This window comes from Enterobacter sp. C3_dUdeg (assembly GCF_057536195.1).
Genome location: NZ_BAAKFX010000004.1, coordinates 81,503 through 102,370, shown reverse-complemented (window position 1 = coordinate 102,370; position 20,868 = coordinate 81,503). Strand labels below are relative to the sequence as shown.

The window sequence follows — 20,868 nt, the reverse complement described above, 5'->3', positions numbered from 1 at the left end:
GTAGCATCCTCTCACAGGAGCGTTTAGTACAATAAACAACTCCGGAGTATACCTTGTTTAGTGATTTATTGAACCCCGATCACAACATAAGCGCGTTTTATGGTCGAGGGCATTTTGTGCCCCGTGTTATACAAATGTAGCAAAAAAAAGGTTTTGACCCTGAAAAGATGAACATTCTGCATAGCGCGATTTGCGCAACAGGAATATATTGAAACGTTACTCGACAAACGATGCATAAGGTTTTCTATGACACAACAGCCACAAGCCAAATACCGCCACGACTACCGTGCGCCGGATTACCTGATTAGCGAAATCGATCTGACTTTTGACCTGGATGCAACAAAAACCGTTGTCACGGCGGTGAGCCAGGTGACGCGCCATAGCGCAACTGCGGTGCCGCTGCGTCTGGATGGTGAAGACCTGACGCTGGTCTCCCTGCATATTAATGATGAAGCCTGGTCAGACTATAAAGAAGAAAACAACCAGCTGGTCATCGACAACCTGCCGGAACAGTTTACGCTGCGCATCGTGAATGAAATCAGCCCGGCCGCCAACACCGCGCTGGAAGGGCTTTACCAGTCGGGCGTGGCGCTGTGTACCCAGTGTGAAGCGGAAGGGTTCCGCCACATAACCTGGTATCTCGACCGTCCGGACGTCCTGGCGCGCTTCACCACCAAAATCATCGCCGATAAAACCCTGTATCCTTTCCTGCTCTCCAACGGTAACCGCGTAGGCGAAGGCGAGCTGGAGAATGGTCGTCACTGGGTGCAGTGGCAGGATCCCTTCCCGAAACCGTGCTACCTGTTTGCGCTGGTGGCGGGGGACTTCGATGTGCTGCGCGACACCTTCAAAACGCGCTCAGGCCGCGAGGTGGCGCTGGAGCTGTTTGTTGACCGCGGCAACCTTGACCGCGCGCCGTGGGCGATGACCTCCCTCATCAACTCCATGAAGTGGGACGAAGAGCGCTTTGGCCTCGAATATGACCTCGACATCTATATGATCGTCGCCGTCGATTTCTTCAACATGGGCGCAATGGAGAACAAAGGCCTTAACGTCTTTAACTCCAAATACGTGCTGGCGCGTACCGATACCGCAACGGACAAAGACTACCTTGATATCGAACGCGTTATCGGCCACGAATATTTCCACAACTGGACCGGTAACCGCGTCACCTGCCGCGACTGGTTCCAGCTGAGCCTGAAAGAAGGCCTGACCGTCTTCCGCGATCAGGAGTTCAGCTCCGACCTGGGTTCACGCGCGGTGAACCGCATCAACAACGTGCGTACCATGCGTGGTCTGCAGTTTGCGGAAGATGCCAGCCCAATGGCGCACCCGATCCGCCCGGATAAAGTCATCGAGATGAACAACTTCTACACCCTGACGGTGTACGAGAAGGGTGCTGAAATTATCCGCATGATCCACACCCTGCTGGGCGAGGAGAACTTCCAGAAAGGGATGCAGCTGTACTTCGAGCGTCATGACGGCAGCGCGGCCACCTGCGACGATTTTGTGCAGGCGATGGAAGATGCCTCTAATGTCGATCTCTCTCACTTCCGCCGCTGGTACAGCCAGGCCGGTACGCCAATTGTCACCGTCAAAGACGATTACAATCCGGAAACCGAGCAGTACACCCTGACCATCAGCCAGCGCACGCCGCCGACGGCGGAGCAGGAAGAGAAATATCCGCTGCATATTCCGTTCAGCATTGAGCTGTACGATAACGAAGGCAAAGTCATCCCGCTCCAGAAGGGCGGTCACCCGGTACATCACGTGCTGAACGTGACCCAGGCCGAGCAGACCTTTATCTTCGATAACGTCTACTTCCAGCCGGTGCCTGCGCTGCTGTGCGAATTCTCCGCGCCAGTGAAGCTGGAGTATAAGTGGAGCGATCAGCAGCTGACGTTCCTGATGCGTCACGCGCGTAACGACTTCTCCCGCTGGGACGCGGCGCAAAGCCTGCTGGCGACCTACATTAAGCTCAACGTAAACCGTCATCAGCAGGGCCAGCCGCTGTCGCTGCCTGTCCATGTGGCTGACGCGTTCCGCGCGATCCTGCTGGATGAGAAGATTGACCCGGCCCTGGCCGCTGAAATTCTGACCCTGCCGTCAGCGACTGAAATCGCCGAGCTGTTTGACATCATCGACCCGATTGCCATCGTGGCGGTGCGTGAAGCGCTGACCCGTACGCTGGCTGCTGAGCTGGCCGATGAGTTCCTGGCTATATATAACGCCAACAAGCTTGACGCTTATCGCGTTGAGCACGCGGACATTGGCAAACGTTCTCTGCGCAATACCTGCCTGCGCTATCTGGCGTTTGGTGAAACCGAGCTGGCGAACACTCTGGTGAGCAAGCAGTACCACGAAGCGGATAACATGACCGACGCCCTGGCCGCGCTGGGTGCAAGCGTTGCCGCTGAACTGCCGTGCCGTGATGCGTTAATGCAGGAGTACGACGACAAGTGGCATCAGGATGGCCTGGTGATGGACAAATGGTTCATCCTGCAGGCGACCAGCCCGGCGGCCGATGCGCTCAGCAACGTGCGCAGCCTGCTGAAGCATCGCTCCTTTACCCTGAGCAACCCAAACCGCGTGCGTTCTCTGATTGGCGCGTTTGCCAGCAGCAACCCGGCCGCGTTCCACGCCGAAGACGGCAGCGGGTATCAGTTCATGGTGGAAATGCTGACCGAGCTGAACAGCCGTAACCCGCAGGTGGCGTCGCGCCTGATTGAGCCGCTGATCCGTTTGAAACGCTACGATGCGAAGCGTCAGGCGAAGATGCGTGCCGCGCTTGAGCAGCTGAAAGGGCTGGAGAACCTGTCTGGTGATTTGTACGAGAAGATTGCTAAAGCCTTAGCGTAATAAGAAATTGCCCTGTGGGCAGGTAAAAGCAGAACGGCAACCTCGGTTGCCGTTTTTTGTGTTTTCTCCCCGTGGGAGAGGGCCGGGGTGAGGGCATCAGGCATTAGCCTTGGCTCGCTGTAACTCCGTCCCCCCGCGCTTCATCACCCGATCCAATACCTCAGCTTCCAGCTCCGCCAGCCTTGCCGAGCCCACGCGGCGAGGCCGCGGAAGATCCACCGTCAGATCCAGACCTATTTTCCCGTCCTCAATTAGCAGCACCCGGTCAGCCATCGCGACGGCCTCGCTCACGTCATGCGTCACCAGCAGTACCGTAAAGCCGTGCGCCTGCCACAGAGATCCAATCAAATCCTGCATTTCGATCCGCGTCAGGGCGTCGAGCGCGCCGAGCGGTTCATCAAGCAACAGCAGGCCCGGACGGTGAATCAACGCCCGCGCCAGCGCCACGCGCTGCTTCTGCCCGCCCGAGAGGGCGGCAGGCCATTCACCCGCACGATTTTCCAGCCCAACGGCGGCAAGCGCCTGGCGGGCTTCATCCCGCCAGCTGCCCTTAAGACCGAGCCCGACATTGTCGATAACCGTTTTCCACGGCAGCAGGCGTGCATCCTGAAACATCATGCGGGTATCGTCCTGAATATTCGAAAGCGGCGTCGTTCCTGCCAGAATGTCACCGCCGTTGGGGGCTTCCAGCCCGGCCAGAAGTCGTAGCAGGGTACTCTTGCCGCCGCCGCTGCGCCCGACAACGGCCACAAATTGTCCGGCGGGAATATGCAGATCCAGCCCGTTAAGAATGGTGTTTTCGCCGTAGCGTTTGGTCACGCCGTTCAGCAGTAACGGCGTTCCCTGGTTCAGTCGTGCAGTATTCATGCTTTCGCCTCCTGAAGGGTATAGGCCGGGTTCCAGCGCAGCCAGCTGCGCTCCAGCCACTGGGCGCTGACGTCGGCGAGCTTGCCGAGCAGGGCATACAGAATGATGGCAACCACCACCACGTCCGTTTGCAGGAATTCGCGGGCGTTCATCGCCAGATAGCCAATACCTGAGTTGGCCGAGATGGTCTCCGCCACAATCAGCGTCAGCCACATCAGGCCGAGCGCAAAACGCACCCCGACCATAATGGAGGGCAGGGCGCCCGGCAGAATCACGTGAATAAAGAGGGAAAAACCCGATAAGCCATAGCTGCGCGCCATCTCCACCAGACCGCGATCGATATTGCGGATGCCGTGCCAGGTGTTGATGTAAATCGGGAACAGTGTGCCCAGCGCCACGAGGAAGATCTTGGCGCTCTCATCAATACCAAACCACAGGATAACCAGCGGGATCAGCGCCAGATGCGGCACGTTGCGCAGCATCTGAATAGAGGTATCCAGCAGCCGCTCGCCCCAGCGGGAAAGGCCGCTGATCAGGCCCAGAACCAGACCGATGCTGCCGCCGATGGAAAACCCAATCACGGCGCGCCAGGAGCTGATCGCCAGATGCTGCCACAGCTCACCGCTGACGCTCAGCGACCAGAACGCTTCTACGACGCCCTCCGGAGAGGGCAGAATGCGGCTCGACAGCCAGCCGGTGGACGACGCGAGCTGCCAGAGAGCCACAATGCCGACGGGTAAAAACCACGGCGCGGCGCGCAGCAGCCATTTTTGGGAGGTGGCAGACATGATCACTCCTTAGCTCTGTGCGGCTTTGCGTGGAATAAACTCGTTCGCCACGGCTTCGCCCTGAAGCTGAAGCCGCTGCGGCTGCGGAATCTCCGGGATGGCGACATCCAGATGCGGGAATAACAGCTCGCCCACCTTGTACGCCTCTTCGAGATGCGGATAACCGGAGAGAATAAAGCTGTCGATACCCAGGTCTGCGTATTCATTAATCCGGGCGGCTACGGTCGGTCCGTCGCCGACCAGCGCCGTGCCCGCCCCGCCGCGCACCAGGCCAACGCCCGCCCACAGGTTCGGGCTAATCTCCAGGTTCTCGCGCTTGCCGTTGTGCAGGGACGCCATTCGGTGCTGTCCGACGGAGTCGGTTTTCGCAAACGCGGCCTGCGCCCTGGCGATGGTCTCATCGTCCAGGTGGGAGATCAGGCGGTCGGCGGCCTGCCAGGCTTCTTCATTGGTTTCCCGCACAATTACGTGCAGACGAATGCCGAAGCGCACCTTGCGCCCATGGGCGGCCGCTTTAGCGCGTACCTGGGCAATTTTTTCTTTCACCAGCTCAGGCGGTTCGCCCCAGGTCAGATAGAGATCGACCTGTTCTGCCGCCAGATCCTGGGCCACATCCGACGATCCGCCAAAATAGAGCGGCGGTCGCGGCTGCTGCACCGGTGGGAAGTAGAGCTTCGCGTCACGAACGTGAATATGCTTGCCTTCAAAGGTGACGGTTTCACCTTCCAGCAGACGTCGCCAGACGCGGGTGAACTCGGCGGAAGCTTCGTAGCGCTCGGTATGGTCGAGGAACACCCCATCGCCCGCCAGCTCCTGCGGATCGCTGCCCGTCACCAGGTTAAACAGGGCGCGGCCGTTGGACAGCCTGTCCAGCGTTGCCGCCTGACGCGCCGCCACGGTGGGGGAGACAACGCTCGGGCGTAAGGCAACCAGGAACTTCAGACGCTGGGTGACCGGGATCATCGACGCGGCGACCAGCCAGGCATCTTCACATGAACGTCCGGTCGGGATCAGCACCCCGGTGAAACCGATTCGGTCCGCCGCCTGCGCAATCTGCTGCAGGTAGCCGTGGTCAACCGGGCGCGAGCCCTCTTCTGTACCAAGATAGTGTCCATCACCGTGGGTGGGTAAAAACCAGAAAAGATTCAGACTCATGATTTAGCTCCTTCTTTGCCCGCGGGCTGCCAGATGCGTTCGCGAATAGTGACCTGTTTTGGCACCAGGTGGTTTTGATAGAAAAGGTCAGCCGTTTGTTGCTGAAGCGCGGCGACGTGCGCGTCCACGGGCGTAATGGTGGTCGGCGGACGGTGGTTGAGATAGCTCGCGATCACCGGCTCAGGTAAGCCCATGGTTTTCGCCAGCAGTGCAATGCTCTCCTGACGCTGGGTCTGGGTCAGCGCATCGGCCTGGGTAAAGGTATCCAGTACGCCCTGAATAAATGCGCCGTTCTTTTCCGCATAAGGACGCGCGGCCAGATAGAACGAGCCGGTCTGCTTCAGCGTGGTACCGTCTTTCAGCACGCGAACGCCGCCCTGCAGCAATGCGGCGGAGTAGTACGGATCCCAGATGGCCCAGGCATCAACGTTCTTCTGCTGGAACGCGGCGCGCGCGTCGGCAGGCGTCAGGTAAACGGGCTGAATGTCAGTGAACTTCAGCCCGGCTTCCTGCAGGGCACGCAGCAGCAGGTTGTGCGAGCTGGAACCTTTCTGGAAAGCCACTTTATGCCCTTTAAGATCGGCGACGCTTTTAATGTCGCTGTTTTCAGGCACCAGGATCACTTCGGCCTTCGGTTTGGGCGGCTCAACGCCAACATAGACGAGGTCCGCTCCCGCCGCCTGGGCGAATATCGGCGGAATATCACCCGTGCTGCCGAGATCGATACTGCCGACGTTCAGGGCCTCCAGCATCTGCGGGCCAGCCGGGAATTCCACCCACGAGAATTTGGTGTCCGGGAAGCGTTTTTCCAGAAGCTGGTGGCTTTTCGCCAGCACCATGCTGACGCTGCCTTTCTGATAGCCAATGCGCAAACTTTCCGGAGCCGCTTCTGCGGCATGGGCCAGCGAGGTAAGCGCCATCAGACCTGCCAGGCCGATGCGGGTTAACGTTTTAAACATGTGCGACTCCTTGAGGCTGACCAAACGCCGGGGCCTGGATATCCCGGCGGTGCAGGGCATGCCAGAAGGTTTCCAGGGCAGTATCGAGGCGGGTTTGCAGGTTCGGCGTAAAATGAGGTTTATGTTGATAATCGATAACCTGGGAGTCATCTGCGAAAACGCCGTGGAGGATCTCCTGCGCTTTCAGCGCGTTCAGCACCGGCTTCAGGGCATAATCCACGGCCAGTAAATGGGCAACCGTACCGCCCGTTGCCAGCGGCAGCACGACTTTGCCGTCCAGGGCGCGTTCCGGAAGCAGATCGAGCAGGGTTTTCAGCGCCCCGGAAAAAGAGGCTTTATAAATAGGTGTTGCCACAATTAAGCCGTCAGCGCCGTTAAGCTGCTCGATGAGCGTTTTCAGCGCTGGGCTGTCGAAGCGGGCGTAGAGCAGATCTTCAGGTTCGAAGTTATGCAGGTTCCAGTGGCACACTTCCACATCCAGGGCATTGAGTTTTTCGCGGGCATATTCCAGCAGGGCGCTGGAGCGCGAAGGGAATCGTGGACTTCCGGCCAGGGTAATGACGCGCATACTTCCTCCTTATAACCAATTGTTTGCTTTTATCTAACATTCATAACAATTTTCAGGAGTGTGACACCGCGCGGTTATTCCACTAAATGATTTATCTGCAATTAAAATGCGAAAAAGTGCATAAGAAATAGACGGGGAGGTAAACGATTGCGTTTTACGCTGATTTTTTGCCGCAGGTCAATTCCCTTTCGCGCGTGGATCGCCCATAATCCCCTCCCGGTTTGCACACCGGGAATCCAGGAGAGTTCATGTACTACCCCTTCGTTCGTAAAGCCCTTTTCCAGCTCGACCCTGAGCGCGCTCATGAATTTACATTCCAGCAATTACGTCGTATTACCGGAACGCCGCTGGCCGCTCTGGTGCGTCAGAATGTGCCGGAAAAACCTGTGCAGTGCATGGGTCTGACCTTTAAGAATCCGCTGGGTCTGGCGGCCGGTCTGGACAAAAATGGCGAGTGCATTGATGCCCTGGGCGCGATGGGCTTTGGCTCCATTGAAATCGGTACCGTCACGCCGCGCCCGCAGCCGGGAAATGACAAGCCGCGCCTGTTCCGCCTGGTTGAAGCCGAAGGGCTGATCAACCGCATGGGCTTTAATAACCTCGGTGTTGATCACCTGGTTGAGAACGTAAAAAAAGCCCATTTTGACGGAATATTAGGCATCAATATCGGTAAAAATAAAGACACGCCGGTAGAGCAGGGTAAAGATGACTATCTGATTTGTATGGAAAAAGTCTACGCCTATGCCGGTTATATTGCGGTGAATATTTCTTCACCCAATACTCCGGGTCTGCGTTCCTTACAATATGGCGAAGCGCTGGACGATCTTCTGAGTGCCATTAAAAATAAACAAAATGAACTCCAGACGATCCACCATAAATATGTTCCGGTCGCGGTTAAGATCGCCCCGGATCTTTCTCCTGAAGAATTGATCCAGGTTGCCGACAGTTTGGTTCGCCATAATATTGATGGTGTTATTGCGACCAATACCACTCTCGATCGTTCCCTCGTGCAGGGAATGAAAAACTGTGACGAAGCGGGTGGGTTAAGTGGACGTCCGGTGCAATTAAAAAGCACCGAAATTATTCGCGCCCTGTCTGCAGAATTAAAAGGACGTCTGCCGATTATTGGTGTCGGCGGCATTGACTCAGTGATTGCTGCGCGCGAGAAGATGGCGGCAGGTGCGTCACTGGTGCAAATCTATTCCGGCTTTATTTTTAAAGGACCGCCGCTGATTAAAGAAATCGTTACTCATATCTAATCTTTTCTCTTAATCAGACAACCAGGGCTTTATTTCCAGCCCTGGTTGTTTTATATTCCGTCACTGTTGCTTATTTAGTCATTATAGTCTTTTATTAATGGTGTTATAAACGAGGCGGCAAACAGGACATTTTTAGTACAGGACGTTTGGGGACGGGAGAGACACATGCGAATTAAACCTGACGATAACTGGCGCTGGTATTTTTGCGACGAGCATGACCGAATGATGCTCGATTTAGCCAATGGCATGTTGTTTCGTTCTCGTTTTGCCCGCCGAATGTTAACCCCGGATGCATTTTCCCCGTCGGGCTTTTGCGTTGACGATGCGGCGCTTTATTTCTCCTTTGAAGAAAAATGCCGCGATCTGGTGCTCTCTAAAGAGCAGCGTGCCGAGCTGGTATTAAATGCGCTGGTGGCTATCCGCTTCCTGAAACCGCAAATGCCAAAAAGCTGGCATTTTCTTGCGCATGGTATGAGCTGGACCCCGGCAACGGGTGACGCGGCCAGCGTCAATCTGAGCGATACCGCAGAAGAGGTGAGCCTGCTGGTGGTTGAGCCTGGTGAAAATGCTGCGCTCTGCCTGCTGGCACAGCCCGGCGTAACCATTGCCGGGCGGACGATGCAGCTTGGCGATGCCATTAAAGTGATGAATGACCGGCTGAAGCCGCAGCTGCGCGTAGATTCCTTCAGCCTTGAACAGGCGGTTTAAGCTTCCAGCTGTACGGACGTTTTCGGTATGCAGCTACAGCACAGAATTGTGCCGTCATTTCCAATTGCCGATTTTTTCAGCGCACTAACCTCTCCATCCACCAGCCTGATGCGGCAGCATCCGCAAATGCCTGCGCGACAGGAATAGGGTACGCGAATACCTGCCTGCTCCAGTTGCTCAAGCAATACCTGCTGGTTGTTGCCACGGATGACGTTGCCCTGCCAGTGAATATCTACCGCAGAGGCGACATTTGTCACAACGTCGACCATTTCTTCTTCCTGACCCGAGCCGTACGCTTTTGCAAGCCCTCTGGCAAGAATTTCTACCTCATCACCGACGCGGATTGCACCGCTGGAGCGAGGGATCAGGTTCTGGCCGAAATCCACATCGCCGTTGTCCTGCGCGGTGCGGAAAGACTGCAGCGTCTTCAGCGGTTCGCCGGAAGGGTGCTTCTGGCCTTTCTCAGGGCTCACCGTGGTGAAAATGCAGCGGCTGCAGGGTTTTACGACATCAAAGATGACGCTGCCGATGCGGATCACTTTCCAGGTGTCTTCTTCCCAGGCGTCGGCGCCCGTGACCACCAGGTTCGGACGGAACTGTTCCATCTGAACGCTGGCCTTGCAGCGGACTTGTAAATCACGCAGCGAGGCTTCGTTAGTCAGCAGGAACGGGAAACCATCGGCGAAGGAGAGGGGAACGGCGTCGTGGCGCTTCACGCGACGCGTCGGTTCAGGACCTACCCAGCGCAGCTGCACGTCGCGGGAGAAGAAACCGCTCAGCCAGCGGTTAATTTCATCCGGGGCGATTCGCGCGGTAAAATGATTGCCCCACACTTCCGTTGGCGCATCGACAGGCGCAAAATCAGCAAAGCGAATGACCGCGCTGGAACCGTCCGGCGCGGTAAGGTGCAAACCGTCATGAAGCGGGGAAGGGGTAAAGCGAACCATCTGCGGGAACTGGCGTGCGGTGATGAACGTGCCGTCAGGCTCGGTGACCATAAAAATACGATCGAAGGCGAATCCGCTCATGTCGGCCAGCGCGTGAGAGACGCCGATGCCGCGCATGGATTTCACCGGATGAATAAAAAGCCTGGATAACGTCGCCACTGCACACTCCCACAAATGAAAATAAGCCTTCAACTTTATGACATACACGCCATATTAGCTATAATGCGCGACAATTTTCTAAGAGTAAAAGTGACGATATGAATTCTCTGTTTGCCAGTACGGCCCGTGGGCTGGAAGAGCTGTTAAAAACTGAACTGGAAAGCCTGGGCGCGCAAGAGTGCCAGGTGGTTCAGGGTGGTGTCCATTTTGAGGGCGACACGCGGCTTATTTACCAGAGCCTGATGTGGAGCCGTCTGGCGTCGCGCATCATGCTGCCGATGAAGGAGTGCAAGGTCTATAGCGACCTGGACCTCTATACCGGCGTACAGATGATCGACTGGACAGAGATCTTCACGCCTAATGCCACCTTTGCGGTGCATTTCAACGGCGTGAACGACGAGATCCGCAACAGCCAGTACGGTGCCCTGCGCGTCAAAGACGCCATTGTGGACTGCTTCACGCGTAAAAATAAGGAACGTCCGAACGTCGATCGCGAAAATCCGGATCTGCGTATTAACGTCTGGCTCAACGGCGACACGGCGAGTATTTCTCTCGATCTGAGCGGCGCGGGCCTGCACCTGCGCGGCTACCGCGATCGTACCGGTATGGCGCCAATTAAAGAAACCCTGGCTGCCGCTATTGTGATGCGCTCCGGCTGGCAGCCGGGCACGCCGCTGCTCGATCCGATGTGCGGTTCCGGTACGTTGCTGATTGAAGCGGCCATGCTGGCAACCGACCGCGCGCCGGGCCTGCATCGCGGTCACTGGGGCTTTAAAGGCTGGGCCCAGCACGACGAAGCGCTCTGGAAAGAGGTCAAAGACGACGCGCAGACCCGCGCGCGTAAAGGTCTGGCGGAGTATACCTCCCACTTCTACGGTTCGGACAGTGACCCGCGCGTAATCGAACGCGCGCGCAGCAACGCCCGTCGCGCCGGTATCGGCGAGCTGGTCACCTTCGAGGTGAAAGACGTGGCGAACCTGACCAACCCGCTGCCAAAAGGCCCGTACGGTACCGTGATCAGCAACCCGCCATACGGCGAGCGTCTGGACAGCGAGCCGGCGCTGATTGCCCTGCACAGCCTGCTGGGGCGCAATATGAAGGACTACTTCGGCGGCTGGAACCTGTCGCTGTTTAGCGCCTCGCCGGAGCTGCTGAGCTGCCTGCAGCTGCGTGCCGATCGCCAGTTTAAGGCGAAAAACGGCCCGCTGGACTGCGTGCAGAAAAACTACCATCTGGCGGAGAAAGCGGCGGACAGTAAGCCTTCCGGCGTGGCGGAGGATTACGCCAACCGCCTGCGCAAGAACCTGAAAAAATATGAAAAGTGGGCGAAGCAGGAAGGGATTGAATGCTACCGCCTGTACGACGCCGACCTGCCGGAGTACAACGTGGCGGTTGACCGCTACGCGGACTGGGTGGTGATTCAGGAATATGCGCCACCGAAAACCATTGATGCGCAAAAAGCGCGTCAGCGCATGCTGGACGTTATCGCGGCCACCATCGCCGTGCTCGGCATTGCGCCGAACAAGCTGGTGCTGAAAACCCGCGAGCGTCAGAAAGGAAAAAATCAGTATCAGAAGATGGGCGAGAAGGGTGATTTTATCGAAGTGGGCGAATACAACGCTCGCCTGTGGGTCAACCTGACCGACTATCTGGATACCGGCCTGTTCCTCGACCACCGTATCGCGCGTCGCATGCTGGGCCATATGAGCAAGGGCAAAGATTTCCTCAACCTGTTCTCCTATACCGGCAGCGCGAGCGTGCATGCGGGTCTGGGCGGTGCGCGGAGCACCACCACGGTGGATATGTCCCGCACCTATCTGGAGTGGGCGGAGCGCAACCTGCGTCTTAACGGGCTGACCGGACGTCAGCACCGACTGATGCAGGCCGACGTGCTGGGCTGGCTGCGTGATACTGACGAGCAGTTCGACCTGATCTTTATCGATCCGCCGACCTTCTCCAACTCCAAGCGCATGGAGGATAGCTTTGACGTTCAACGTGATCACCTGCGCCTGATGACCGACCTGAAGCGCCTGCTGCGTAAGGGCGGTACCATTATGTTCTCGAACAACAAACGCGGCTTCCGTATGGATCATGACGGCTTAGCAGCCCTGGGACTGAAAGCACAAGAAATCAGCCAAAAAACGCTGTCTCAGGACTTTGCCCGTAACCGTCAAATTCATAACTGCTGGTTGATTACCGCGGCCTGAAAGGAAAAATAAATGTCTTTAATTAGTATGCACGGCGCGTGGCTCTCTTTCAGCGACTCGCCGCTTCTCGATAATGCAGAGCTGCATATCGAAGATAACGAGCGCGTCTGTCTGGTGGGCCGTAACGGCGCGGGTAAATCCACGCTGATGAAAATCCTCAACCGCGAACAGGGGCTGGATGACGGTCGCATCGTTTACGAGCAGGATCTGATCGTCTCCCGTCTCCAGCAGGACCCGCCGCGTCACGTGACCGGCAGCGTTTACGATTTCGTGGCGGAAGGCATTTCTGAGCAGGCCGAATACCTGAAGCGCTATCACGAGATTTCGCATCTGGTGATGACCGACCCGAGCGACAAGAACCTCAACGAACTGGCGAAAGTGCAGGAGATGCTCGATCACCACGGTCTGTGGCAGCTTGAAAACCGCATTAACGAGGTTCTGGCCCAGCTTGGTCTGGAAGCGGACATGGAGCTGTCGGCGCTCTCCGGCGGCTGGCTGCGTAAAGCGGCCCTGGGCCGCGCGCTGGTCAGCGGGCCGAAGGTGCTGCTGCTGGACGAACCGACGAACCACCTGGATATCGAAGCGATTGACTGGCTGGAAGGCTTCCTGAAAACCTTCAGCGGCACCATCATCTTTATCTCGCACGACCGTTCGTTTATTCGCAACATGGCGACGCGTATTGTCGATCTCGACCGCGGCAAGCTGGTCACCTATCCTGGCGATTACGACACCTATCTGCTGGAGAAAGAAGAAAACCTGCGCGTGGAAGAGCTGCAGAATGCGGAGTTCGACCGCAAGCTGGCGCAGGAAGAGGTGTGGATCCGCCAGGGCATCAAGGCCCGCCGTACCCGTAACGAAGGCCGCGTGCGCGCTCTGAAGGCAATGCGCCGTGAGCGCAGCGAACGCCGTGAAGTGATGGGCAGCGCCAAAATGCAGGTGGAAGAAGCGTCCCGTTCCGGCAAGATTGTCTTCGAAATGGAAAACGTCAACTATCAGGTTGATGGCAAAGTGCTGGTGAAAGATTTCTCCGCCCAGGTGCAGCGCGGCGACAAAATTGCGCTTATCGGCCCGAACGGCTGCGGTAAAACCACGCTGCTGAAGCTGATGCTGGGCCAGCTGCAGGCCGACAGCGGCCGCATTCACTGTGGGACTAAGCTGGAAGTGGCCTACTTCGACCAGCACCGCGCGGAGCTGGATCCGGACCGCACGGTGATGGATAACCTCGCCGAAGGCAAGCAAGAGGTAATGGTAAACGGCAAACCGCGCCACGTACTGGGCTATCTGCAGGACTTCCTGTTCCATCCGAAACGTGCGATGACCCCAGTGCGTGCGTTATCTGGCGGAGAGCGTAATCGTCTGCTGCTGGCGCGTTTGTTCCTGAAACCAAGTAACCTGTTGATTCTCGATGAACCAACGAACGACCTGGATGTCGAAACGCTGGAATTGCTTGAAGAATTGATTGACGGTTATCAGGGGACCGTAATGCTGGTCAGCCACGATCGTCAGTTCGTGGATAACACCGTAACCGAGTGCTGGATCTTCGAAGGTGAAGGGCGAATTGGACAATACGTAGGTGGTTATCACGATGCAAAAGGGCAGCAATCGCAGTCTCTGGCGCAGAAACAGTCAAAGTCCAAAATAAGTTCAGAACCTGCTGTAACAAAAGCAGAAACTGTCAAGAAAACCTCGGCTAAACTAAGCTATAACCTGCAGCGCGAACTGGAGGGGCTACCGCAGCGTCTTGAAGAGCTGGAGGCCGCGCTTGAGGATCTGCAAAAACAGGTCGCTGATGCGTCATTCTTTACCCAATCGCATGACTATACTCAGAAAGTACTGGCTGAACTGTCCGCGGCTGAAAAAGCCCTGGAAGAAGCATTTGAGCGCTGGGAGTACCTTGAGTCTCTGAAAAACGGCGCATAGACAGGGATAACATATGTGTGACCAGCACCATGCCGACAGGCATATTTTATGCTCGCAATGCGATATGCTCGTGGCGTTGCCAGAGCTTGGTCACGGACATAAAGCCCTGTGTCCACGTTGCGGCGCAACGTTGACAACCGAGTGGGACGCGCCGCGGCAGCGTCCCACTGCTTACGCTCTGGCAGCATTGTTCATGCTGCTGCTCTCCAATCTCTTCCCTTTCATCTATATGAAGGTGGGAGGGATAACCAGCCAGGTGGATCTGCTTGAAATCCCGGGCGTGATGTTCTCGGAAGATTACGCCAGCCTCGGCACCTTTTTTCTCCTGTTTGTCCAGATAGTCCCGGCTTTTTGCCTGGTCGTTATCCTTTTGCTGGTCAACCACGTCAGGATGCCCTCATCATTGAAAATCCGGCTCGCGCGTATCCTTTTTCAGCTTAAAAGCTGGGGCATGGCCGAGATCTTTCTGGCGGGCATTCTGGTCAGTTTCGTGAAGCTCATGGCGTACGGCGACGTGGGGATCGGCAGCAGCTTTGTTCCGTGGTGCCTGTACTGTGTCCTGCAGCTGCGTGCCTTCCAGTGCGTGGACAGACGCTGGGCGTGGGATGATATCGCCCCGGCACCGACGCTTGCGCAGACGGTAAAAGTCGGCGTGCCCGGCATTCGTCAGGGGCTGCGTTCCTGCCCATGCTGCACCGCCGTGCTGCCCGCCGATCTCGACGTTTGTCCGCGCTGCGAAACGAAGGGTCACGTACGCCGTAAAAATAGCCTTCAGTGGACGATGGCCCTGCTGGTCACCTCCATCATGCTGTATCTGCCTGCCAATATTCTACCGATCATGATCACCGATTTGCTCGGCGATAAAATGCCCTCGACGATCCTCGCCGGGGTGATCCTGCTGTGGGGCGAAGGTTCCTATCCTGTCGCCGGCGTGATCTTTATCGCCAGTATTATGGTGCCAACCTTAAAAATGATCGCCATCGCCTGGCTCTGTTGGGATGCGAAGGGTCATGGAAAACGCGACAGCGAACGCATGCACCTGATTTATGAAGTGGTCGAGTTTGTCGGACGCTGGTCAATGATTGACGTGTTTGTCATCGCCGTTCTCTCTGCACTGGTGCGGATGGGCGGTTTGATGAGTATTTATCCCGCGATGGGGGCTTTAATGTTTGCACTGGTCGTGATTATGACCATGTTTGCGGCCATGACCTTCGACCCTCGTTTATCGTGGGATCGTGAGCCTGAATCAAGCCATGAGGAAGAGTAAGAGCATGGAAAATAAGAGTGGAGAGGCGAAAGTGCAGAAGGTCAAAAACTGGTCGCCGGTGTGGATTTTCCCCATCGTGACCGCGCTGATCGGTGCATGGATCCTGTTTTATCATTACAGCCATCAGGGACCGGAAGTCACGCTGATAACCACCAATGCCGAGGGGATTGAGGGCGGTAAAACGACCATCAAAAGCCGTAGCGTGGATGTGGGCGTGGTCGAAAGCGCAACCCTGACCGACGATTTAACCCATGTGGAGATTAAGGCGCGCCTTAATGCCGGCATGGAAAAACTGCTGCATGGCGATTCCGTTTTCTGGGTGGTTAAACCGCAGGTGGGGCGCGAAGGGATCAGCGGCTTAGGGACGCTGCTCTCCGGGGCCTATATTGAACTGCAGCCCGGCACGAAGGGCAGCCAGCCTGGGCAATATCAGCTTCTCGACTCACCGCCGCTTGCGCCGCCTGATGCCAAGGGTATCCGCGTGATCCTCGACAGCAAAAAAGCAGGCCAGCTTACGGCGGGTGACCCGGTACTGTTCCGCGGCTACCGCGTCGGTTCCGTTGAAACCAGCACCTTCGATGCGCAAAAGCGTACCATCAGCTATCAGCTTTTCATCAATGCGCCAAACGATCGTCTGGTGACCAGCAACGTTCGCTTCTGGAAGGACAGCGGGATCGCGGTCGATCTTACGTCGGCGGGGATGCGCGTAGAAATGGGTTCCTTAACCACGCTGTTTGGCGGTGGGGTGAGCTTTGATGTGCCGGAAGGGCAGGATCTGGGGCAGCCGGTTGCCGAGAAAACGGCGTTCAGACTCTTTGACGATCAGCGAAGCATTCAGGACGCGCTTTATACCGATCACATCGACTTCCTGATGTTCTTCAAAGATTCCGTCCGCGGCCTGCAGCCGGGCGCGCCCGTTGAGTTCCGTGGTATTCGTCTTGGTACGGTTGGGCAAGTTCCGTTCTTTGTTCCGGGCCTGAGCCAGATGCTGGACGATGATTATCGTATTCCGGTGCTGATCCGCATCGAGCCGGAACGTCTGCTTAACCAGATTGGCGAGAATCAGGATATTGCCACCCATATCAGTCAACTGATGGACCGCGGTCTGCGTGGATCCTTGAAGACGGGTAATCTGGTGACCGGTGCGCTGTATGTGGATATGGACTTCTACCCGAAAGCACCGCCGATTACCGGTATTCGTGAATTTGGTGGCTACAAGATCATCCCAACGGTGAGCAGCGGTCTGGCTCAGATCCAGCAGCGTCTGATGGAAACGCTGGATAAGATCAACAATCTGCCACTGAATCCGATGATTGAAGCGGCGACGAACTCGCTGAGCGAAAGCCAGGCAACGATGCGTCGCCTGCAAACCACGCTGGATAACATCAACAAGATCACTGCGAGCCAGAGCATGCAGCAGCTGCCGCAGGATATGCAGAAAACGCTACGTGAGCTGAACCGCAGTATGCAGGGCTTCCAGCCGGGTTCAGCGGCGTACAACAAGATGGTGGCAGATATGCAGCGTCTTGATCAGGTCTTGCGTGAACTGCAGCCGGTGCTGAAAACGCTCAACGAGAAGAGCAATGCGCTGGTGTTCGAAGCGAAAGATAAAAAGGATCCTGAGCCGAAGAGGGCAAAAGAATGAAAAAGTGGCTATTGATGGTTGGCGCTCTGCTGTTAACGGCGTGCAGTTCAGGGGTAGATAATAAAAGCTACTATCAGCTGCCTGTGTCTACCCACAGCGGTGGACAAAGCACGGCCAGCCAGGGAAACCGCCAGCTGTGGGTTGAGCAGGTTGCCGTGCCGGATTATCTGGCAGGAAACGGCGTGGTCTATCAGACCAGCGACGTTAAATACGTGATTGCGACGAACAACCTGTGGGCCAGCCCGCTGGATCAGCAGCTGCGTAACACGCTGGTGGCCAATCTGGGCAGCCAGCTTCCGGGCTGGGTTGTCGCGTCGCAGCCGCTGGGTAACGACCAGGATACGCTTAACGTCACGGTCACGGGCTTCCACGGCCGCTATGACGGTGCGGTGGTGATCAGCGGGGAGTGGTTGCTGAACCATCAGGGGCAGCTGATTAAGCGTCCTTTCCATCTGGAGCTGAAGCAGCAGAAAGATGGCTATGACGAAATGGTGAAAGTCCTGGCTCAGGGTTGGGCACAGGAGTCGGCCAGCATCGCGAGAGAAATTTCCCGTCTGCCATAAGTAAAATTCATCATCAAAAACCGCAGTTGGCCTGTCGCTGATTGCGGTTTTTTTTCGTTTTCACTTCAGATTGTTACTTGTGCCACGTCACAATTTTTGTACAAATGAACTTCCGGCTAGCTCACAAATATGACACCCGTATGAATTTTGAACATTGACGATGCGACTAATTCGGGGTATTCGTTATCTGTGCCTGTGCATTGAGTGCAGACACTGTTTTCTTTCCACCAGACAAAAGAATGAGGGAAACGAGGCATGAAGAGACAGAAACGAGATCGCCTGGAACGGGCTCATCAACGTGGTTATCAGGCCGGCATCGCTGGACGTTCTAAAGAAATGTGTCCTTATCAGACGATAAATCAAAGGTCACAATGGCTTGGAGGCTGGCGAGAAGCCATCGGCGACAGGGCACTCATAGCCTGATAACGTCTCTTTCAAAAAAGAAACCTCCGCAATGCGGAGGTTTCGCCTTTTTGGGGGTGCCAAAAGCACGATCAGAAAGCTGAAGTATCCTGGAACAGGCCAACTTTCAGGTCGCTTGCGCTATAGATCAGGCGACCGTCGACCAGCACTTCGCCATCTGCCAGGCCCATAATCAGGCGGCGGTTAACGATGCGCTTGAAGTGAATACGATAGGTCACTTTCTTCGCCGTAGGCAGAACCTGGCCAGTGAATTTTACTTCGCCCACGCCCAGCGCGCGGCCTTTACCTTCGCCGCCCAGCCAGCCCAGATAGAAGCCAACCAGCTGCCACATGGCATCCAGGCCCAGACAGCCAGGCATTACCGGATCGCCAATAAAGTGGCAACCGAAGAACCACAGGTCCGGGTTGATATCGAGTTCTGCTTCTACGTAACCCTTATCGAAGTTGCCGCCGGTTTCGGTCATTTTCACGACACGGTCCATCATCAGCATGTTCGGGGCCGGTAACTGTGGGCCTTTAGCGCCAAACAGTTCACCGCGACCAGAGGCAAGAAGATCTTCTTTTGTATAGGATTCGCGTTTATCTACCATGTTCTCAGTAAGCCTTATTTTAGTGAAGGACGCAGGATAGCTAACACGTGTACGCTGAACAAGTCCGATCAGTTCGAACTAAACCAGCCCAGCCAGCGTAACGGCCATGGATAACGATGACGAGAATCCTGCTGTGTCGCCTGAGCTATGCGCTCCTGGATAGTCTGCATCAGGGTGGTTTGCCCTTCGCCATCCCAAACCAGATTTGTCAGTAAGGGTAGCGCATCCTCAATCCCTTCGATGGCCCAGATGGTGAATTGCTCTTGCTCAACCGCATCCAGAATATCCTGGCTGAGGCTCAAATGGCGTGCGTTGGGAGCAGGAATAATCACACCCTGTTTGCCGTTTAAACCGCGCTGCTGACAGATAGAGAAGAAGCCTTCAATTTTTTCGTTGAGGCCTCCCACTGGCTGTGCACGACCGAACTGGTCCACCGAACCGGTGATCGCGATGTTCTGATTGATGGGCACTTCCGCCAGGGCGCTGATTAAGGCGCACAGCTCGGCCATAGAGGCGCTATCGCCATCCACTTCGCTGTAGGACTGCTCAAACGTCAGCGAGGCGGAGAAGGGGATCTGTTGCTCAAGCTGCAGCTCTGACATCAAAAACGCCTGCATGATCATCATGCCTTTCGCGTGAATGTTGCCGCCCAGCTCGGCTTTTCGTTCAATATCGGTGAACTCGCCATCGCCAATGTGCACAACGCAGCTGATACGGGACGGCTCCCCGAATGCGCGCGGATGGCCAGGAAATTCAATCACCGACAGGGCGTTGATCTGCCCGACGCGTTCGCCTTCGGTTTCCACCAGAATTTGTTCCAGCAGAATTTCATCCTGCATACGGTCGGCAAGATAGCCTTCTCGCCACTCACGCTGAGCCAGCATCTGAGTGAGCTGTTCTCCGCTGAACGCCCCGTTACCGCTAATCACACCCACTTCACGCAGCTGTTTGCCGATCCAGAGCGGGCAAAGCGGCAGCGTTTCCTGGTCACCGGTGTAGCGTACCGCTTCGCGGATTAAGCCCGGCCACGCGTCAGCCGCAGGGGTTGGCAGCGCAAAACGCTCAGCAACGGCCATCACCCACTGGCACCACTGCGCCATATCGTCGGCATCGGCAATCTGGATATTGTCTTCGTATTCGCTATACACCGCCTGCTCAGCCAGTTCCGGCTCCATTTCCTGGAAGTCCGCCAGCGATTCGCGGTCGCCCGTCAGCACGACGGTCAGCGACAGCGGCATAGACGGAACAGAGACAGGCAGAGGACGAGACTCATCGTAGCCGACCCAGTCGAAACGCTTCTGGTTGACGATAGTTTTCAGACGCATCCACAGCAGCGGCTGCGAGAGCAGGGTACGCAGTGAGATGATGAGAACACCGCCATTTGCGCGATGAACCAGCCCCGGCTGCAGCGAAAGTTCGCCGTTAAACTGGCGCAGACAACCAAAGAGTTGTTCCGCCTCGACCCAGTTAGCGGTAATCACTTCGCCCTTAGCGGCAAAACGGCCATCGGCCTGCGCCGTTGGTTCGAAAGTGACATCATGTCCCGCAATACGATACTGGCCGCCAAAAACTGCGTTCGCTTCCGGCTTCAGCTGGCGCACGGCATCACCGAGCAGCGTCAGGTATTCCGCTTCTTCCGGGGCCTTGAGCAGCATGAAGGGCGCTGTTGCCCATGGGCTTAACACCTGCTCCAGCGCATAATGCAAACGAGGCTGCGTATCGCTAAGGATGAATTCGTGTTCTTTTGCGAGTTCGGGCTGTGCAAACAGTTCCTGGTAACTTTCGGTATCCGGAACAAGGTCACGCCATGCAAGTTTCGTAATGGTCAAAGTTGATGTTTTTTAGTCAGATGTAAAAGCGTGGAGTATACCGTAAGCGGGGGGCTGTACCCAAGCAGGATTGGGGATTTCGACAGGGCGATTGGCTGCATTCACTCACAGGATATGATTTCTTTTCAGCAGATTGCTAAAAAACTGATATTCTG

The 20,868-nt window shown here is 56.3% G+C and carries 17 protein-coding genes; 9 read left to right on the top strand and 8 right to left on the bottom strand.

The annotated features are described in order from the left end of the window. The first annotated feature begins 246 nt into the window (after positions 1-246). Positions 247-2,859, top strand: a complete 2,613-nt coding sequence (gene pepN, locus AC27FC_RS12605) for an aminopeptidase N (RefSeq protein WP_196354646.1) — start codon at positions 247-249, stop codon at positions 2,857-2,859. A 96-nt stretch (positions 2,860-2,955) separates the two neighbouring features. Here pepN and ssuB read toward each other — a convergent pair whose 3' ends face one another. Genes ssuB through ssuE form a run of 5 tightly spaced genes read right to left on the bottom strand, consistent with a single transcriptional unit; the run spans position 2,956 to position 7,196 of the window. Then, positions 2,956-3,726 carry an aliphatic sulfonates ABC transporter ATP-binding protein gene (gene ssuB / locus AC27FC_RS12600; RefSeq protein WP_032658179.1) on the bottom strand — a complete coding sequence of 257 codons (771 nt, stop codon included), beginning with the start codon at positions 3,724-3,726 and terminating at the stop codon, positions 2,956-2,958. Next, positions 3,723-4,514, bottom strand: a complete 792-nt coding sequence (gene ssuC, locus AC27FC_RS12595; RefSeq protein ID WP_023311016.1) for an aliphatic sulfonate ABC transporter permease SsuC — start codon at positions 4,512-4,514, stop codon at positions 3,723-3,725. Before ssuC ends, ssuB begins: the two co-directional genes overlap by 4 nt. 9 nt (positions 4,515-4,523) lie before the next feature. After that, a complete protein-coding gene (ssuD, locus tag AC27FC_RS12590) occupies positions 4,524-5,669 on the bottom strand; it encodes an FMNH2-dependent alkanesulfonate monooxygenase (protein WP_039261601.1) in 1,146 nt (381 codons plus the stop codon). After that, the gene (locus AC27FC_RS12585; protein ID WP_039261603.1) at positions 5,666-6,628 is read right to left on the bottom strand and encodes a sulfonate ABC transporter substrate-binding protein; all 963 of its coding nucleotides are present in this window, start codon (positions 6,626-6,628) and stop codon (positions 5,666-5,668) included. Before AC27FC_RS12585 ends, ssuD begins: the two co-directional genes overlap by 4 nt. Then, positions 6,621-7,196, bottom strand: coding sequence for an NADPH-dependent FMN reductase (gene ssuE / locus AC27FC_RS12580; RefSeq protein ID WP_023335146.1), 576 nt, complete (start codon positions 7,194-7,196; stop codon positions 6,621-6,623). Before ssuE ends, AC27FC_RS12585 begins: the two co-directional genes overlap by 8 nt. Before the next feature lie 248 nt (positions 7,197-7,444). On the opposite strand from ssuE, the gene pyrD reads away from it, so the two are divergent. Together pyrD and zapC are read left to right on the top strand one after the other, a co-directional pair. Then, positions 7,445-8,455: a quinone-dependent dihydroorotate dehydrogenase gene (pyrD, locus tag AC27FC_RS12575; protein ID WP_023311019.1), complete on the top strand. Its 1,011-nt coding sequence runs from the start codon at positions 7,445-7,447 to the stop codon at positions 8,453-8,455. A gap of 165 nt (positions 8,456-8,620) precedes the next feature. Continuing rightward, the gene (gene zapC / locus AC27FC_RS12570; protein ID WP_023311020.1) at positions 8,621-9,163 is read left to right on the top strand and encodes a cell division protein ZapC; all 543 of its coding nucleotides are present in this window, start codon (positions 8,621-8,623) and stop codon (positions 9,161-9,163) included. On the opposite strand, the gene AC27FC_RS12565 is transcribed toward zapC, so the two are convergent. After that, positions 9,160-10,269: a YcbX family protein gene (locus AC27FC_RS12565; RefSeq protein WP_094934906.1), complete on the bottom strand. Its 1,110-nt coding sequence runs from the start codon at positions 10,267-10,269 to the stop codon at positions 9,160-9,162. The genes zapC and AC27FC_RS12565 overlap by 4 nt on opposite strands. Before the next feature lie 98 nt (positions 10,270-10,367). Between AC27FC_RS12565 and rlmKL the strand changes: the two genes are divergently transcribed. From rlmKL to rmf, 6 genes are all read left to right on the top strand, one after another. Then, positions 10,368-12,476, top strand: coding sequence for a bifunctional 23S rRNA (guanine(2069)-N(7))-methyltransferase RlmK/23S rRNA (guanine(2445)-N(2))-methyltransferase RlmL (gene rlmKL / locus AC27FC_RS12560; protein WP_094934907.1), 2,109 nt, complete (start codon positions 10,368-10,370; stop codon positions 12,474-12,476). A 12-nt stretch (positions 12,477-12,488) separates the two neighbouring features. Continuing rightward, a complete protein-coding gene (locus tag AC27FC_RS12555) occupies positions 12,489-14,396 on the top strand; it encodes an ABC transporter ATP-binding protein (protein WP_033145115.1) in 1,908 nt (635 codons plus the stop codon). Positions 14,397-14,409: 13 nt separating this feature from the next. Next, complete coding sequence (pqiA, locus tag AC27FC_RS12550; protein ID WP_487160225.1) at positions 14,410-15,663, top strand: membrane integrity-associated transporter subunit PqiA; 1,254 nt, start codon at positions 14,410-14,412, stop codon at positions 15,661-15,663. A gap of 4 nt (positions 15,664-15,667) precedes the next feature. After that, a complete protein-coding gene (gene pqiB / locus AC27FC_RS12545; RefSeq protein WP_033145117.1) occupies positions 15,668-17,308 on the top strand; it encodes an intermembrane transport protein PqiB in 1,641 nt (546 codons plus the stop codon). Continuing rightward, positions 17,305-17,871 (top strand): membrane integrity-associated transporter subunit PqiC, encoded by a 567-nt coding sequence (gene pqiC, locus AC27FC_RS12540; protein WP_033145118.1) that lies wholly within the window; start codon positions 17,305-17,307, stop codon positions 17,869-17,871. Before pqiB ends, pqiC begins: the two co-directional genes overlap by 4 nt. Before the next feature lie 255 nt (positions 17,872-18,126). Further along, positions 18,127-18,294 (top strand): ribosome modulation factor, encoded by a 168-nt coding sequence (rmf, locus tag AC27FC_RS12535; RefSeq protein ID WP_013097261.1) that lies wholly within the window; start codon positions 18,127-18,129, stop codon positions 18,292-18,294. Between the two features lie 71 nt (positions 18,295-18,365). On the opposite strand, the gene fabA is transcribed toward rmf, so the two are convergent. Together fabA and AC27FC_RS12525 are read right to left on the bottom strand one after the other, a co-directional pair. Next, positions 18,366-18,884, bottom strand: a complete 519-nt coding sequence (gene fabA / locus AC27FC_RS12530) for a 3-hydroxyacyl-[acyl-carrier-protein] dehydratase FabA (RefSeq protein ID WP_008499931.1) — start codon at positions 18,882-18,884, stop codon at positions 18,366-18,368. A 68-nt stretch (positions 18,885-18,952) separates the two neighbouring features. Further along, positions 18,953-20,713, bottom strand: coding sequence for an AAA family ATPase (locus tag AC27FC_RS12525; protein WP_094934908.1), 1,761 nt, complete (start codon positions 20,711-20,713; stop codon positions 18,953-18,955). Positions 20,714-20,868 lie beyond the last annotated feature (155 nt).